The organism is Paraburkholderia sp. (assembly GCF_047605525.1).
In the GTDB taxonomy this organism is placed as follows: Bacteria; Pseudomonadota; Gammaproteobacteria; order Burkholderiales; family Burkholderiaceae; genus Paraburkholderia.
Genome location: NZ_JASGFN010000001.1, coordinates 265,997 through 282,674, shown reverse-complemented (window position 1 = coordinate 282,674; position 16,678 = coordinate 265,997). Strand labels below are relative to the sequence as shown.

14 protein-coding genes and 1 tRNA gene are annotated in these 16,678 nt (G+C 60.5%); 4 read left to right on the top strand and 11 right to left on the bottom strand.

Going from position 1 to position 16,678, the window contains the following annotated elements; all coding sequences use genetic code 11:
- Nucleotides 1-140 precede the first annotated feature (140 nt).
- Entirely contained in the window at nucleotides 141-1,244 is a 1,104-nt protein-coding gene (locus QM685_RS01330; RefSeq protein ID WP_415112043.1) for a LysR family transcriptional regulator, read from the bottom strand.
- 344 nt (nucleotides 1,245-1,588) lie between these two features.
- Complete coding sequence (locus QM685_RS01325) at nucleotides 1,589-3,445, bottom strand: phosphoenolpyruvate carboxykinase (GTP) (protein ID WP_415112042.1); 1,857 nt, start codon at nucleotides 3,443-3,445, stop codon at nucleotides 1,589-1,591.
- Nucleotides 3,446-3,837: 392 nt separating this feature from the next.
- Between QM685_RS01325 and QM685_RS01320 the strand changes: the two genes are divergently transcribed.
- Nucleotides 3,838-4,851, top strand: a complete 1,014-nt coding sequence (locus QM685_RS01320) for a D-2-hydroxyacid dehydrogenase family protein (RefSeq protein ID WP_415112041.1) — start codon at nucleotides 3,838-3,840, stop codon at nucleotides 4,849-4,851.
- An 84-nt stretch (nucleotides 4,852-4,935) separates the two neighbouring features.
- On the opposite strand, the gene QM685_RS01315 is transcribed toward QM685_RS01320, so the two are convergent.
- Both QM685_RS01315 and QM685_RS01310 read right to left on the bottom strand, forming a co-directional pair.
- Nucleotides 4,936-5,811: a patatin-like phospholipase family protein gene (locus QM685_RS01315; protein WP_415112040.1), complete on the bottom strand. Its 876-nt coding sequence runs from the start codon at nucleotides 5,809-5,811 to the stop codon at nucleotides 4,936-4,938.
- A gap of 78 nt (nucleotides 5,812-5,889) precedes the next feature.
- A complete protein-coding gene (locus QM685_RS01310; protein ID WP_415112039.1) occupies nucleotides 5,890-6,294 on the bottom strand; it encodes a PaaI family thioesterase in 405 nt (134 codons plus the stop codon).
- Between the two features lie 204 nt (nucleotides 6,295-6,498).
- Here QM685_RS01310 and QM685_RS01305 point away from each other — a divergent pair.
- Together QM685_RS01305 and QM685_RS01300 are read left to right on the top strand one after the other, a co-directional pair.
- Nucleotides 6,499-6,574 (top strand) — tRNA-Lys (locus QM685_RS01305).
- A gap of 101 nt (nucleotides 6,575-6,675) precedes the next feature.
- Nucleotides 6,676-7,149: a hypothetical protein gene (locus QM685_RS01300; protein ID WP_415112038.1), complete on the top strand. Its 474-nt coding sequence runs from the start codon at nucleotides 6,676-6,678 to the stop codon at nucleotides 7,147-7,149.
- Between the two features lie 455 nt (nucleotides 7,150-7,604).
- Here QM685_RS01300 and QM685_RS01295 read toward each other — a convergent pair whose 3' ends face one another.
- The 5 genes from QM685_RS01295 to QM685_RS01275 form a co-directional block, all read right to left on the bottom strand.
- Nucleotides 7,605-8,138 carry a Panacea domain-containing protein gene (locus QM685_RS01295; RefSeq protein WP_415112037.1) on the bottom strand — a complete coding sequence of 178 codons (534 nt, stop codon included), beginning with the start codon at nucleotides 8,136-8,138 and terminating at the stop codon, nucleotides 7,605-7,607.
- 298 nt (nucleotides 8,139-8,436) lie between these two features.
- Nucleotides 8,437-9,597, bottom strand: a complete 1,161-nt coding sequence (locus tag QM685_RS01290) for a restriction endonuclease (RefSeq protein WP_415112036.1) — start codon at nucleotides 9,595-9,597, stop codon at nucleotides 8,437-8,439.
- Between the two features lie 38 nt (nucleotides 9,598-9,635).
- Nucleotides 9,636-9,995, bottom strand: coding sequence for a hypothetical protein (locus QM685_RS01285; protein ID WP_415112035.1), 360 nt, complete (start codon nucleotides 9,993-9,995; stop codon nucleotides 9,636-9,638).
- A gap of 282 nt (nucleotides 9,996-10,277) precedes the next feature.
- Nucleotides 10,278-10,835: a hypothetical protein gene (locus QM685_RS01280; RefSeq protein WP_415112034.1), complete on the bottom strand. Its 558-nt coding sequence runs from the start codon at nucleotides 10,833-10,835 to the stop codon at nucleotides 10,278-10,280.
- 577 nt (nucleotides 10,836-11,412) lie between these two features.
- Nucleotides 11,413-12,162 carry a hypothetical protein gene (locus QM685_RS01275; RefSeq protein ID WP_415112033.1) on the bottom strand — a complete coding sequence of 250 codons (750 nt, stop codon included), beginning with the start codon at nucleotides 12,160-12,162 and terminating at the stop codon, nucleotides 11,413-11,415.
- A gap of 109 nt (nucleotides 12,163-12,271) precedes the next feature.
- On the opposite strand from QM685_RS01275, the gene QM685_RS01270 reads away from it, so the two are divergent.
- Complete coding sequence (locus tag QM685_RS01270; protein WP_415112032.1) at nucleotides 12,272-12,580, top strand: hypothetical protein; 309 nt, start codon at nucleotides 12,272-12,274, stop codon at nucleotides 12,578-12,580.
- A 4-nt stretch (nucleotides 12,581-12,584) separates the two neighbouring features.
- Here the strand turns inward: QM685_RS01270 and QM685_RS01265 are convergent, their stop codons facing one another.
- Both QM685_RS01265 and QM685_RS01260 read right to left on the bottom strand, forming a co-directional pair.
- Nucleotides 12,585-14,726 (bottom strand): hypothetical protein, encoded by a 2,142-nt coding sequence (locus tag QM685_RS01265; protein ID WP_415112031.1) that lies wholly within the window; start codon nucleotides 14,724-14,726, stop codon nucleotides 12,585-12,587.
- Between the two features lie 10 nt (nucleotides 14,727-14,736).
- Complete coding sequence (locus tag QM685_RS01260) at nucleotides 14,737-16,677, bottom strand: hypothetical protein (protein WP_415112030.1); 1,941 nt, start codon at nucleotides 16,675-16,677, stop codon at nucleotides 14,737-14,739.
- Nucleotide 16,678: the final 1 nt, after the last annotated feature.

Below are 16,678 nucleotides of genomic sequence, written 5' to 3'. Positions count from 1 at the left end.
GCAGCGGGACGATGAGCCGTGTATTGAAGAGCGGATTCTTCCGCGTCCGCGTCTGTCCATCAAAAAAGGCGCAGTCACCTGAGGTGACTGCGCCTTTTTAACGTCCGTCCGCATGGCTGCGGACTTCGGCACTCAGCGACTTACAACGGCGACAACACCGTCGACCGCGTGCGATTTGCCGACTTCGTCAGGGTCTTCGGCACGGCCGGCGACAGTTCGTTATCGAGCAGTCGCGACAGTGGCTCGGCGCCATCGAACGCTTCCGGTGCGCGGGGCTCGGTGGAATCGAACGCGGCCGCCGTAGCGGGCCGCTCGAGACCGTCCTTGATCCACTGTTCGCCGAGCAGGCTGTTTGGCGTCTGGCTGAAATGTTCGACCAGATGGTCGATGAACGTGCGCACCTTGGCCGGCAAGTGACGGCGGCTCGGATACGCGATGTTGATCTCGACCTGCGGCAAGCGGTAGTCGCCGAGCAGACGCACGAGCCGGCCGCGCGTCATATCGCGTCCAATCAGATAGCTCGGCAGAATCGCGATGCCCATGCCGAGCAGCGCAAACTGCCGCAGCATTTCCGTGTTATTCGCGACGATCACGTTCGCCGGACGCACCCGCACTTCGCCTTCCGGTCCCGTAAACACGCGCTCGTCGCCCCAATATTCGGACGGCAGGCTCAGGCACGGATGTTCGAGCAGATGTTCGGGACGCGTCGGCGTGCCGTGCTTTTCCAGATAAGCCGGCGTCGCGCACACGGTCATGCAGCCGGTGGTCAGACGCCGCGTGACGATACTCGCGCTGCGCATCTGCCGCGCGATCACGACGCCAACGTCGAAGCCTTCTTCGACGAGGTCCACCTGACGGTCGACCAGCGTGACGTCCGGAATAACTTTCGGATAGCGCTCCGCGTACGTTTGCAGCACGGGCGCAAGGTTATGCAGCCCGAACACGACCGGCGCGACGATGCGCAGCGTGCCAACGGGTTCGTGATTGCGCGCGACCACCATCTGTTCGACGTCTTCCAGTTCGTCGAGAATCTGACGTGCGCGCTCGAGATAGACCTGACCGGATTCGGTCAGCGACAAACTGCGGGTGGTGCGATTGAGCAGCCGCGTACCAAGACGGCCTTCGAGGTCGGCAACGTGACGGGTGGCGACCGCGTTGGAAATATCCATCGCGCTCGCGGCGCGGGCGAAACTGCCGAGATCCGCCACCTTGACGAAAACTCGCATCGACTGCAAATGATCCATAGGACAACTCCTGCCGTGTTACTGCTTCCTGACAATTAGTGAAAACCAGCGAAGCGAACCTGGAATTCTCCTACGACTCGCAAAATCGTGCAGAAGTTGCCCCCGAAACACGAAATATTGTCAATTTTGGTGCGACTGTATCCTCAGAAGCGGGGCTCGACCAGTAATTATTCCCAAAAATAAAACAATCTGCTGCACCGCAGCTTGCAGTGTGTTTTTTGTTCGAACAGACGCAACGGTAATCCCACCGTTGCCCAATCCGGAAAAATCGGGATAAAACGGGCCGCATAAATAGGAAAAGCCGCCAGAAGGCGGCTTTTCATGCAGAGTAAGCACTCACCTGATCAGGCGGCGAGTTTTTCCTCGAGCGCACGTTTGGCTTCGGCCAGCGCCGGCGGCAGGCCGTGTTGCAGTGTGTCAAACAGCTCCGCATGTAACGCAAGTTCGTCACGCCATGCGGCATCGTCCACGGAAATCACCTGCTCGAATTGTTCCCGGCTGAAATTCAGGCCGCTCCAGTCGATGTCCTCGTAGTGCGGCGAAATGCCGAACGCATGCTCCTCGCCCTGCGCGTTGCCTTCGATGCGGCCGACCATCCAGCTCAGCACGCGCATGTTCTCGCCGAAGCCCGGCCAGACGAACTTGCCGTCCGTGCCCTTGCGAAACCAGTTGACACAGAAGATCTTCGGCAGCTTCGCGTTGAGTTGCTGCAAACGCTCGCCGGTCTTCAGCCAATGGCCGAAGTAATCGCTCATGTTGTAGCCGCAAAACGGCAGCATCGCGAACGGGTCACGCCGTACCACGCCCTGCTGGCCGGCGGCGGCCGCGGTCGTCTCGGAGCCCATCGTCGCAGCCATGTAGACGCCTTCGATCCAGTTGCGCGCTTCGGTGACGAGCGGCACGGTAGTCGAGCGTCGGCCGCCAAAGATGAACGCATCGATCGCGACACCCGCCGGGTTTTCCCAGTCGGCATCGATCGACGGGCACTGGGAAGCCGGCGCGGTGAAGCGTGCGTTCGGATGCGCCGCCTTGCGGCCGCTTTCCTTCGCGATGGCCGGCGTCCAGTCGTTGCCCTGCCAGTCGATCAGGTGCGCGGGCGGCTCGTCGGTCATGCCTTCCCACCAGACGTCGCCGTCGTCGGTCAGCGCGACGTTCGTGAAGATCACGTTTTCCTTCAGCGTGGCGAGCGCGTTGTAGTTGGTCTTTTCGCTCGTGCCCGGCGCGACGCCGAAGTAGCCGGCTTCCGGGTTGATCGCGTAGAGGCGGCCGTCCTTGCCCGGCTTGATCCATGCGATATCGTCGCCGATCGTGGAAATTTTCCAGCCGTTCAGGCCGGCCGGCGGAATCAGCATTGCGAAGTTGGTTTTGCCGCATGCCGACGGGAACGCCGCCGCGACGTGATGCTTGCGCCCTTCCGGCGAGGTCACGCCGAGAATCAGCATGTGTTCGGCGAGCCAGCCTTCGTCGCGGCCCATCGTCGACGCGATGCGCAGCGCGAAACACTTCTTGCCGAGCAGCGCATTGCCGCCGTAGCCCGAGCCGAAACTCCAGATTTCGCGCGCTTCGGGGAAGTGCACGATGTACTTGGTCTTGTTGCACGGCCACGGCACGTCTTTCTCGCCGGCCGCGAGCGGCGCGCCGACCGAATGCACGCACGGCACGAATTCGCCGTCTTCGCCGAGCACGTCGTACACCTTGCGGCCCATGCGCGTCATGATGCGCATGTTGGTCACCACGTACGGGCTGTCGCTCAGTTCGACGCCGATATGCGCGATCGGCGAGCCGAGCGGGCCCATCGAGAACGGCACTACGTACATCGTGCGGCCGCGCATCGAACCGTCGAACAGACCGTCGAGCGTCGAGCGCATTTCGGCCGGCGCGATCCAGTTATTGGTGGGGCCGGCGTCTTCGGCGCGCTGCGAGCAGATGAACGTGCGGTCCTCGACGCGCGCGACGTCGGAGGGATCCGAACAGGCAAGGTAGGAATTGGGACGTTTGGCGGGATTGAGCTTTTTCATCGTGCCCGCCTCGACCATCTGCGCGCACAGGCGGTCGTATTCTTCCTGCGAGCCGTCACACCAGACCACTTTTTCCGGCTTGGTCAGCGCGGCGATACGCTGGACCCAGTCGATCAGCTTGCGGTGTTTGACCCATGTGGGCGCCTCGATAGTAGGCTGCCCTTCAAACGAGGGATGATTCATCGACCTGTCTCCGTTTTGAAAGCAATAGAAAAACGGTACAAGCCCGGGGACGCTGCATGCGAGAGGCATTCAATTCAGTACGCCGGCGTGTCGATTTGTGTCGATTTCACTGCCGCCGCACGATTACGCAGATCGTCCTGGGCCACACAGCCTGCCAGGCGGAGGCGCGCTCTGCACGAAGCTTCTGCAACCTTGTGTAAAGCGGCTTGCCTCAACATGCAACAAACTGCTAAAAACGTTCTCAATTCCCCTTCACGCAGTGCTGCCGTTCTTTTGCGACAGCTTCTACGCTAAGGCATTCAGCCAGACCAGCGTGTGACCTAAGTCACATGCTGGGACAGTCAGCATAACATTCCGTTCGCACCATAGAGGTGCGCCGCAAAAAACATACCATGAAGATTGCCATCCTCGACGATTACCAGGACGCCGTCCGCAAGCTCGACTGCTTTCAATTGCTGGCCGACCACGAGGTAAAAGTTTTCAACAATACCGTGCGCGGTCTCGGTCAACTGGCAAGCCGTCTCGCCGAGGTCGACGCACTGGTGCTGATTCGCGAACGTACCCGCATCAACTCACAACTGCTCGACAAGCTGCCGCGTTTGCGCATGATCAGCCAGACCGGCAAGGTGGCCGGCCACATCGATCTCGCGGCCTGTACCGAGCGCGGGATCGCCGTGCTCGAAGGCAGCGGCTCGCCGGTCGCGCCGGCCGAGCTGACGTGGGCCCTCATCATGGCCGCCCAGCGCCGCATTCCGCAATACGTAGCAAACCTTAAGCAGGGTGCCTGGCAACAATCGGGGCTGAAGACGTCCGCGCTGCCGCCGAACTTCGGTCTCGGCCAGGTATTGCACGGGCAGACGCTCGGGATCTGGGGTTACGGCAAGATCGGCCGTCTGCTGGCCGGTTATGGCAGGGCGTTCGGCATGAACGTGCTGATCTGGGGCCGCGAGCATTCGCGCGAAGCCGCGCGCGCCGATGGTTACGGCATCGCGGAAAGCTGCGAGGCGCTGTTCGAGAATAGCGACGTGCTGTCGCTGCATCTGCGCCTGCACGACGACACGCGCGGCATCGTCAAGCAGGACGACCTGATGCGCATGAAGCCGACCGCGTTGCTCGTGAACACGAGCCGGGCCGAGCTGCTCGAGGAAAACGCGCTGGTGAACGCGCTGTCGCACAACCGTCCGGGGATGGTCGCGATCGACGTCTACGAAAGCGAGCCGATTCTGCAGGGCTACAGCCTGCTGCGGATGGAAAACGTGATCTGCACGCCGCACATCGGCTATGTGGAGCGCGAGAGCTACGAGCTGTATTTCAGCGCGGCGTTCAAGAACATTCTTGCGTTCGACGCCGGCGATACCGCGAGTGTCGCGAATCCGGAAGCGTTGCAGGGCGGGCGGCGCCGGTGATTTGCCGGTGAGCCTCGGGCGGCACGGGAAGTAAGAGTGACACTGCGCCGCCCTGCCTGAACGGGGCAGGCGCCCCGCTGCCGTTCAGCGCGCCTCGTGCGCCCCCGCCTCCATCAGCGCGGGTATGCGCTCAAGGAAGCTTTCACCATCGGCGCGGCCGAGGTTGTACGCGTGCACCATCTGCGACGGGCTCGTGTAATCCCAGCTCGAAATCGGCACCTTGCGCGACGGCTGCACATAGAGCCGCTGCTGCACGCCATGCGGGACGACGAACATCCGAGGCCGCGGATAGAGACGCGTGACCATCACGAGCACGTTGCCCGGCGCGTCGGCATCGAGCGCGCCGACCGGCACATTATCGACCATGCCGCCGTCCAGCACCGGCCGGCCGTTGCGCCGCAGAACCGGCGTGAACGGCGGCGTACTCGACGATTGCAGGATCAGGTCCGCAAGCTCGTCGACGGTCGCGCAGTCCTGCGCGCGCACGAATTCCGGATGAAAGCCGAGCGTCCGCCCGAGCGTCGGATGCAGCGTCTTGCGCACGTATTTTTCGACGTTGTACGCAATCAGCCCCGCGGCAACCGCGCTACGCGCGCCGAGCCAGCGCGGCAGATGCGATACGCCGATGCGAATTTCCGGCGCATGTTCGAGCTTCGAAAACCTGTCGCCGTAGATGTCGAGCAGCGCCTGCCGGTAGATCCGGTAATGCGGAAACACCGACTCGCTGCGCAGCAGGTTGCCCCAATAGGCGTTGCGCGTGTTGTGGCGCAGCGCGTCCTCGTAATAGCGCATGACCCAGTCGGAATCGCGCGTGTAGAGCATGCACGCGGTGGCCGCGCCGGCCGAAATGCCGGTGATCACGCGTGGACGAATATTGAGCTGCGGCTGCACGACGTCCCAGAAGCCCGCCTGCCACCAGCAGCGGTTGCCGCCGCCGGCGAATACGACCTGATCGAACATGCTGCTTTTCCTTGCTTCTTTGCTTCCTTGCTTTGCCGCTGGTCCTTCGTGACACCGGCCCGCGTCGGCTGGGCTGTGTCAGTCCAGTAGCGCGTAAGTGGTGGTAGCGTGGACGGCCATGTTGCCGCCTTCATCGAACAATTCGACTTCGCCGAACACGAGATTGCGGCCCATGCGCAACACGCGCGCCTGGATCAGCACATCGCCTTTGCGGACCGCGCGCATGAAGTTGATATTCAGCGACACCGTACTCATCGGCTTGAAGCCGCCAAGCGCGGCGGTAATTGCGACGATCATCGCCGTATCCGCGGCCGCCATGAAAACCTGGCCGCTGATCATGCCGCCCGAGTGGCGCCACTCGCCGGAAAACGGCAGACGCAGCGTCACACCCTGCTCGTCGGCCTTGACCGGCGTCAGCGTGAGCGCCCGGACCCATGGCGCGAGGACTCGGTCGAGCAGCTCGGTAATCTCTTTGTCATCCATGGCAATCCCCGGTCGAAAGCCGCGCGATGCTTCGTGCGGCCAAGTGTCCGCGACATGATACCGGGACGGCCGGACGCGGCGATGTTTTCAGAATGACGGCGTTGTCGAGGGAAGGCTCGAGTCCTGAGGGTGTGAATTTTTTAATGAATTTGCTAACAGGGCTTGGCAATCTCGAAAAGTTACTGCATAATCTCGCTTCTGTTTGGGGCGTTAGCTCAGTTGGTAGAGCAGCGGACTCTTAATCCGTAGGTCGAGTGTTCGAGTCACTCACGCCCCACCAAAGAAATCAAAGGGTTGCACGCGTTTCGCGATGCAGCCCTTTTTCTTTTCGAGCCGATGTAACCGCTGTGTAACCATTTTTGATCGATGAGCGGAGGGTACTTGATCACCTTCTTGGCAAGTTTGTGGGCGCACCTTAGCGCATCGTCGCTTTCCGATCAGGCATCTGCCGCGACGGTGCTCAGTCTTTTAGTAGCCGCGGTAGCCCTGCTGCTCGCAATCTTCGGCCTAGTCATCCCTCTTTTCGCAATTTGCTTTTCAGCGTGGCGTTATGTCTCTGAGCGTCAAGAAACCTTGGCCCGAGAGCAATTTCAGCTATACCACCGATTGATAGCCGACATTAGTCGCGGACAAGACGAGCATGGAATCGATCACAAGCTGGTCTCGCAGTTGGCATACATCCATGAGCTGCGCAATTTTCCGGAGTACGGCGCGCTCACTCGCGACCTACTTCATCGCCTGGTAGGAGAGTGGCAAGTCAACAGCTCGGGTGATGCAAAGAATCTACCGCTTGAGGCGGCGATTGCAGGCACTGTGTCCCATTTGGAGCGCCGAAGACGACAGTGGCGGCGCTAGTGGCGGCGAGATTAAATCGCCTCAAACCCCGCCCAACGGTTAGACCTATGCTTGGCCGCTATCGCGCAACTGCTGGTAGAAGGTTTTAATTTCGGCGGGGGTTTGCCGAGAGTTCATGACGCCTTCGCAGACCCTAGCGAATACGCCACCTTCGATCGTATCTTTGGGCACCAGCACGCCACTCTTTACGCCTCGAACCAATTTATCCGCGGCCTCAAACCGGCAAGAACTGTATTTGACGTAGGTTACGTCGCGTACAAAATCGTGATCGCCGGGATAGAGGAGGCACGTTCCGTCGTGATAACGCCCCTGTCGGACGGTGGACAAGCTAACAATCAGATTCTGGTTCTCGTCTCCAACCGGGTCCGTGAGCAAAATGAAGAGGTGCCGCAAATCAGGCCGGCCGTCGATCGGCGTCGGAACGAGGACCGTAGCCCTTCGAGCAGGGAGAAAAATCACAGCGATGCGAATAGAGCATCCACGGCGTTGGACGCCTTCAGATGGCTTTCCGCTTCCCGAGCCGCTTCGAGGTCACGCCCGAGCGCCAAAAACACATCGCGGTACGGTATGGGCTTGGACGAGCCGTGAGGATCAGTCCACTCCGCACAGGTATCGTGTGTAAGATCACGAATTTGGTACTTGCCCAAGTGTCCGAATTCCGTCCACACGGAATCCAACACCTCAATTTCGGCGTCGCTCAGAGCACCAAGACTTTCACGATCGGCGCTGATGTCGTCTTTGAGGGCAACCTCGTAACCCGCGCGATCGGCGACCCAATGGTCCCAGCCGTCGTCGACAGGGCCTTCAGCGCCGTTCATCAACTCATAGGTTCGAGACAACACCGGCCCATGGGGCATTGAGACCATGCGGTCACCCGAAATTGGCTCTTCGTACCGATTCAGCGATTCGCGATCAGCCAAGTAGAGGAGCTTCATCAACTTCAGGATGGCCATCTTCCCCCCGCTTTTAGCAAGGAAGAAAGCTGCCATTTGGGACACTTTCCGTTCTTTGAAGCTCACGGCATCCCCCTTTTTGTGATGATGCTTCAACTGCTTATCGGCCGGAGCCGACATAGGCTTGACTATTTTGTTGGACGCGATTCTAGTCAAGAAGTTTAGGTAGGTAAAGATAATTTGCGAAAAGTCAAGCTGCGATGCAACGCCGAATACTGTACGTATACACAGTGATTGGAGTGAATTCTACATCATTGCCGCTGGCGGCGCATCGGGCGATGCTCTAGCCATCGCGCGATGACAGGGAACACTCTATCTGTCCCACCGAGCCAAACTAGATCGCGTCCGGCTTAATCGCTGCGCTGTTTGTATTCGAAAGCGGTGTGGCAATCAACGATAGCTGCGGCTTCTTTCCATCCGTCTCTACGCAAACCTTAATCAATTGACCCGTTGCGCCCGTCTTGTCCGGTTTGGCGCTTTCGTTGCCAACCCACGGGGCACAGAACACACGCAGCAACGACCCATTTTGGAACGCGTCCTCAGCAGGCGGACTGTCCTGCTGAGAGCGGGACAGATCGAGGAAGGTAATGTTGGGGCTTCCGGCCTTGCGGTGCGCGACCAACCGGTGATCGGAAACGTAGCTTTCGACCACGACGGCGAAATCAAGGTCTTTGCCCCGATCTATTTCGATCGTTGATTGTGAGACACGAGCGCAAAACTGGAATCCAATCCGCTCGACTCGAACGGCCGCCATCGGAAGCCGAAGTTGATGGAACTCTGTCCTACCGAGGTCCAGCTCACACGGCGCAGTTATTTCCAGCGCCATGGACTTACCGCCGTCCAACAGACCTATCGAATTGCCTAAGGCCTGCAGCAGCATACTGTGCGCATCCGCCAAGATGCCCACAAGGTTGGGTCCGCGCTCTCCGGTCTTTACTGAAAACAGATCCAAGTCTGGATCAAGTACCTTTTCTTTACTGAGGTCGATCGCTAGATTGACGTTGCCCGGCGGCCCGTCTACCAACATGACCGCCTGCGCGGCGAGCTGAATGTTGTTGAACTGCGCAGAATCGATATGCAGATGGACAGTTACATGTCGGCCAGGACTTCCCCATTCATGGTCTGTAAGATCCCTCACCACAAATAGGTCGATGCCTTTACCCTTGGCATACGCGATTGCGCCCTCTTCGAACCCGGTGGTCGTAAAGATCGCTCCGTTGCTCGCGTTAAGTGCCTCAATACTAGAGGCCAAAACGTCGATCCGGTCTCGACTCACCGGCTCCTTCCATCTCTTGCATTCGACCAACGTTATGTATCGATGGAAGCGCGAACGGCGGGTAATCTTGATATCGGTCTGACGCTTAGCGCCGTAGCGATCGACCTCATTTACATCCCGCTCAACTATGACATCGCCATCGCCGTCATATAGGTCCCTCACGAAGGTCTCAAACGCAGCCCAATCGTAATATTTGTGCATGAAACCAAGCGGATTCATGTTCGCTCCTCATTTCCGCTATGCGGCGTAGTATGGCGTTAGTCGAATTTGTTAGAAAAAGCATGATCGAGGACCCGAGGGACCGTTTCGAACGTTCTCACCAGCATCGGAGTGACATCGCCACCGTTCAGCTTGAAGTCGTCGGTAATATGGGCGACGCGCTGGCCCGCGAACTCGCACGTCATGATCCACGCTCGCTCGACTTGCTGTGGATCGGGGAAGTCATCGATGATGGACGGCAATACCTTTTCCAGCGGTGAACCGTCCGACCCGAGAAAGTTCTCAATTCCAATGTCGCCACGCCGAGTGCGTTTTGCGATTGCCTGCAGTTGAGACGGCATACCGCCCGCCCTCAGGCACAGAAACTCCACCAGCAATCGCGAGTAGATCGCCGCCATGGAGGAGGCTGTCTGTGTGTACGCAATCAGGACGGTACTGTGAACAGGCTCCTCCACGCCAGCTACCCGAATCTCAATACGATCGAGCGCGTGGTACTTGCCACTAAGAGATCTAACGCCTTCAGGCCCGCTCCAACACCTTGCACGTAGTAGGGAATGAGAGCGGCTCGCAGGTACAGCAATGCGAGGTCATCGGGCGATGATATGTTCGCTTTTGCGTTCGTCACAGTCTTCCCAAGTTCGTCCTCAGCGGTTGGATCGGCGGCGCCCCGCCCTCGCAGATCACTCATTGCGCAGGATCTCTTCATCGGCCTGGTCAGCGTCATCCTCCATCTCAAAAGCCTGGCGAGCAAACCCCATCGCCAGATCGATCCCAATGCACGCGATCGTCAGCCGATGCACATTGGTGTTTAACGTGCCGCCCCTCGTCCTCTGAAACATAGCGATCGGCGCCAGCGCCTGCTCGCGCATCTTGAGCAGCGTGGTTACATTCTGGCAGATCGCCTTCACCTGCGGATAGTTGTCATGGAACTCGCGGGACGACTTCACGCGTCGCGATAGTCCGGTGTCCGACACGCGCTCAGCCCGCCAGGCCGCCTTCGAGTGCGACCAGATGACTGGCGTCGGCACACGTCGCCCGCGTCGCTCCCACCACTCGATGCGGATCTTGCCGGTCCGCGGCGGCTGCATGAAATTGAGCAGCTCGTCGAGCGCCATCAGTGCCTTGTCGATCTCCGCCACCTCGGCCACGATGCCCGCGGCGACCCTTGCAACCTCCTCCGGCAAGCCCGCGAGATCGTCAATAGTTGGAGGGGTGCGTGTCTCAATAGCGTTAAGCATGGATCGAAGGGGGTCCGTTTTGCAGACCCATTCTCTTCGATCGCGACGGTACCGGCAACGACCGTACGCCCTCACTATCCGAACAACGGGAGCGCCTCACGGGCAACGTCGGAGACAAGCCGATACAACGCGACGCCACGGTGGAAGAAACCGGCTGAATCGGTGCAATCGATTCTCGCCACTTCGATGCAGAAACCCATGTCAATGAGTTCCCCGATTCGGGCGGCAGGATGACTAACTCCGGCTGCGCGAAAATCGTAGGTGTGGCGCGGTGCGGTTCGAAGCATAGCCAATGCTTTGGCACATTGCGCCGAACGCGTTGAGCGGGCGGTAGGCGTGGTGCTTAGGCGCTTGTTTTCGAAGGCCATGTGGTTTAACCCCTTAAGGTTAGTTGAACATGGCGCGACGATATTTGGCGTCATTCTTCTTGCCGTGCCGTACCGCTCAAAAGAGTACGCGCAGGAAGGCTTCCAGACGAATAACGGCACGCTACTGAGAAAACCGTTATAGATTTGTAACGCTCGATGTGGGCATGCCGTTATAACCGGTCACGGCACACGACCGTCTGCCGTGGTCATCAGCCGTCCATTCTCGGATCAAATGCTTCATGCTGGGCATACAAATCGGGCGCATTATTCTGAATTGCCGCCCATCTTCCACGCTCCGGCATCACGGAGTCGGGCATACCGGTAAAGATCTTTGATAGGTCAAACTTGGCTGGCATAGGGTTCGCTCCGCCCCGCCCTTTGGAAATCCGAGCCGCAAGTAGCCAAGGGCGATCAGTTGCGGCACGCGCTGCCGACTTCCACCATTTCACGCTCGCGTCGACAGACGATCCAATGACGAAAGTCTTCGCAACGACGTCGATCGTCACGGCGTAGGCTTCGTGTTCGCGTTTCGGAGTGGATGCGTCCGGAGATGTGAGGGCGATGGATTGGTCAGCCAAAAAATACTTCAAATCGTCCCGTGACCAAACAACTTCTTCAGTCACTGCGGAGGCGGCACGCTGCCACATATTGATTGCTTCAGCGAGCGCGAAAATTCCCCGCTGCTCGGGCATTACGATCTTTGTCAGATACTCGCGAACTGCCTTATACGGCCGTCGCCCGGCCTTATCATCGCTTCGCTGCACTTCCTCGACCAAGTAGCTCGCTCGATACCGGACGAAAGCCGCAATGTCGCTGTCCGCCCTTTTGTTCAGCAACCATTGCGCAGCTTCACGCACCGTGACGCCATCATGTGACGCCACCTGCTCAACGGCATCCTTGATGGGAATATAGTTTTCGTACTCCGCTCGAGCTGCGGCAAGGTCGTCTCGGATGCTCATCGAATCGGATTCTTGGTTGTAGAAGAAATGGGCACGCGGAGGGGCGCCGCCTTTGGTTTCAGTCAGACGAGTATGATCATAGTAGATCAGTCGAAGCGCGAGATTAAGAATGAGCCTTGTCGCCGCCGTCGTCGGAACCGTCGCCACAACGAATGCTACCGATGTCGGCATCTACGGCCGCATCCTCATCTACGTTGCGGGCGCGACGCTGTTCGGGCTGATCGGGCTTGTGCCGCTGCTGACGGATAGTCCGAAAGCCGCGGCGTCGCCCGAATGGACTGTCGCCGATGGTGCCAAGGAAGCGCGCGCCCCAATCGATGCGCGGCTCCAAAGCGACGGACTGACGATCGACGGTGAGGTCCGGGAGATCAAGGAACCGCCACAGCTTGCTGGCGGAGATCCTCGATGGGGACGATAGACCCTCAGTGGCTCGGCGCGGCGAGTTGAGGAGCAAGGAGCGCTGGCGTGAATTGCAGGCGGCGCGACAGATCCCCCAGAAGCCCTCCATTGACCTGCGCAGGCACGCCGGCCGCTCGCGCATTGAGATACGGTAGAAACTCCTGCGGATTGAGTAGCAGACCGCTCAGTTGCTGATTGAGCCGCGTACCAACTCGCGAACCGTTGAGCAATCCGCCGACACCGCTCCCGAGGGCCGATCCGACGCCGGCGCCCGCCGGCCCGAACATCGCCGCGCCGCCGGCCGCCCCGGCTGCCTGCGCGGCGTTGCCGAGAACGCTACCAACCGCGCCGCCCTGGAAATTCCGCCCGTAGAGCTGCCGCGCGAGCCATCCATTCGCCGCGATGTTGTAAGCCGTGTCGCTGCCCGGCGAACGCAGGGAGTTCGACACCGTAGCGCGCTGGAGGTCCTGCCCGATGCCTTGCAGCGTATTCAGGGCGTTCGCGTCGATCCCGTATGGAGCGCCGTTCATAGCCTGCGTAAAGGCAGTGCGGTAGGGCATCAACTGGATCTGCGGCACTTGACCGGCGTTCATGGCACGCGTCCCAAGGCCGTTTGCGATCTGCTGACCGACTTCCATCGTGTTGATCGGTACGCTTCCCTGTGCGTACGCCTGTTTTGCAGCCTGAACGCCTGGAACGTACCGCGTCATCCAGTTGTCGACGTCACCCTTGAGGGCCGTGAGCGCCCCAGCTCGCGTTGTGGCACCAGTCCGCTGTGCCTCTCCGATCATGTCGCCCAGCGCGCGCGAAGTGTAGTCGAGCGCCGCACCGTTGATCTGTCGGCTACCGCCCTGCTGGGGCCATACAGGTGCCACGCCGCGCCCGGCGGCAGCGTCCAGCGATGCGAGGTCGTTCGCGCGCTGCATTGCCTCCTGCATTTCAGGAATCTGCGCATAGCGCATGAATGCGGGGCCGACATTGGTAGTGGCTTGATGCGCCTGCTGATAGAGCGGCGTCGCTGCGGCGTCGCGCGCCGCCTGCGCGGCCTGTATATCGGCCGGCGTGCCGGCGACTCCCATAAGCGCGCCCCAGCGGGCGTCGTTGTTGTCGATTCCGCGTTGTTCGAGCGCTGTCCTGAACGCTGGGTTGCTATTTGCGGCGGCCTTCTCCGTCTGGACGAGGAACGGTGTTGCGCCGATCTGAGCGGTGGTCGGCTGCGAGCCCGGTACGAACTGCGGTGCACTGCGGATATTGGCCGCCACCTGTGCGGCGTCGTCACCTACAGCGTTAGCGAACTGTTGTCCGACATAATCCCGCGGATTCAGCAGCGGAAGCGCAGCGTTGTAGGCGGCTCGTCCTGCACCAGCCAATCCGCCAAGCACAGCCGGCACAGCGGCGCCCATGCCCGCACCAAGCAGAGCATTGCGGCCAACCTGAGGCCAGTACGGCTGAGTCGGATCGACGGACGTGCCAGCAGAGAGCGCGGCACCGGTTGCGGTGTTCCCGACTCCAGCCCCGACCATACGGCCGACCGTCCCGCCCATTGCCGGAAGCGCGGCAATGCCGTCCCGAATCGCATTCCCGACCCGCAGCGCGCCGCCCGTCGGCAGCAGCATCGGCGCCACGATTGCCGATGCCTGCGCGCCCGGCGACGCCATCTGCTTGAACTGCTGGTCGGCTGCCGATTGGGCTGCGACATCGCTGTTCGCGGTGTTGGCCAGCCAGTCGCCCACTGCCGAGCCGCGTACGCCAGGAATTGCATTCGCCCCTGTGGCGATTCCCTTTTCCACGAGATTGGCCGCGTTGTTGGCAAGGCTGCTGAGACCATGCCATGCGCCAGATGCGGCCTGCCTCATATCGTCGAGACCATAGGGTGACGCGCCGCCAGCGGCGAGATCCTGCGCCAAGTCCGAGGAGGCAGTGCGCGCGAGAGGCGCGATCGACTTGGGCAGACCGCCCTGAGACGAGATAAAGGAATCGAGCGGGTCCGCGGAACTGGCGGCCACCGATGCCGGTGCGGTAGCGACGGCCGCTGGCTTGCCGCCGGTTGCTCCACCTTGGAAAGCAATGAACGCATCAAGCGGATCAGCACCGCTCGCAGGAACCGGCGGCGCTTGCACATTTGCGCCGGCACCGGGAGTGATGAAGCCGTATTGGTAGGGCATGGCGACCTCCTTAGTGCAGCAGACCGACGTTCAAGCCCCAGCGAAGGGCCTGCGCGTCCTGCGGGTTGCTCTTGGCCTCGGCGATCGCCTGATTGCGGGCTGGACCGGGCGGCATCTTGATGATTGCGGAGGCGGCTGGCGTCATCATCTGGTCGAACTGGTTTTCGCGCTGGTTGTAGGCCGGGGCGTTGCCGTTGGCGTAAGCATCGGAGAGGTAGTCGCCCTTGAGCATGCGCATCTGCACCTGCCCCTTGATCTGACCAAGACCGGTCTGGATCGCCTGCGAATTCATGCCGTATGAAGGGATAGCGCCTTCGACGATCGCGCGCGCAGCGTCGGTGCTCATTCCGGTCGAGCCGGACACCTGGGTAATGAGATTGTCACGGGCCTTGTCGAACAGTTGAGCATCTCCGGAGAAGATGCCCTGCACGTTGTACAGTTTGTTGGCCAGCGCCGGACTCTTCGTCTGCGCGTAGTTGGACATGTCGTCGAGCATCGTGAGCGCGTTCTGCCCCGTGGAGCGAGCTTGCCGCGCCTCCTTGTACGACGCGTTCATCATGTCGACCTGACCTTTCGCTTGGGCTTCTGCGTTCGCCTGCGCGCCAAGAGGGGCCTGTGCGTAGATCCCGCCACCCTGCGCCCCCCCGATGCCCTGCGGAGCGCTGCCAGTCGCCTGCGAACCGCTGAAGAGGGCCGACGGGCCGTTTTCGTGCAGCATGATCGCCGAGCCAATCAGTTGCCGCTGCACCGGATTCGTGAGGTCCACTTGCGTGTTGGCGCTCATGCCCAAACGCGAGGTAACGTCCTTGATGTACGCGGGCGCGTTCGACGGCGAGCCCACCCACTTCGTGATGACCCCGCCAAGCGTGTCCGTACCGGACTGACCCGCATAGCTCGCGAGATTCGCGTCCATCTTCTGGAGGCCGGTCTGGAGGTCCGGATAGCTCGCAACCTGGCCGCCGGGTGAGACGGCACCCGGATTGTTGTTGCGCAAGGGAAGAGGTAGGTTGGTGTTGCCCTGCGTCGCGACCGCGGTGCGGTTGGTGACGGGCAACGGATTGCCGTTTCCATCTAAACCAGCGTATGGCAGGGCCGAGCCCTCGCCAGCCGTTTTGGCGTAGGCCATTCCACCTGCAATGTTGGAAGCACCACCAATGCCGATCTGATAGGGCTGGCCGGCCTGATTCAATAGCAGTTTGCCGTTAGGATCGGTGGCCCACATGCCGCCAGCTTGAGGCGCTGGCAACGTATATCGCATGGAGCCGTCGGGCATCTGAAGCGCGCCGCCCGGTCGAGCCGAAACAGGGGGAATGTAGTTCGTCTTCGTAGCATACCCACGCAACGCAGCCGTGTATTCGGGTGTGCCATCGCCGTATGCCGCAGCAAAGTTGCGCTGCGTATCGGTGGGTTGAGCCATCTGAAGCGCCGGGTCATACCTCATCTGCGCCTCAATCCCTGTCGTAGGCAGACCAAGGAAAGTAAGCGCATTGATCTGCTTCATATATCGCGCAAGGGGCGACAACCCGGCTGGATATGCCGCCGTTGCAGACGACGCGGCATCAGTCGAGGAAGGTGCAAGCGACCCCATGCCCGCGGAAACGCCCGACATTGGAGCGACATTTGCAGATCCAGTGACGGCGGCCGACGGTGCAATCGAAGGTGAAGGCGCACCCTGATTGTTGAACGCATCCTGAAACATGCGCAATCCAGCCAGAGTGCGCTGCGCTTGCATCGCATTACCGAGGCCCTGTTGCATACCCATGAGGCCACCGGCGATCGCTTGGCCATTGCCAATCGGCAGGCGTGATGGCCCGGAAGCCTGCAACAAACCGCCCGCCATGCCTAGCAGCCCCGCAGTCTGCGGATTCGCCAGCATCCCCATCAAGCCGCCGCCGAACGGTGCAGCCTGATCCGATTCGTTGCTCGTAGTAATTGCATCCAGCAGTCCCATG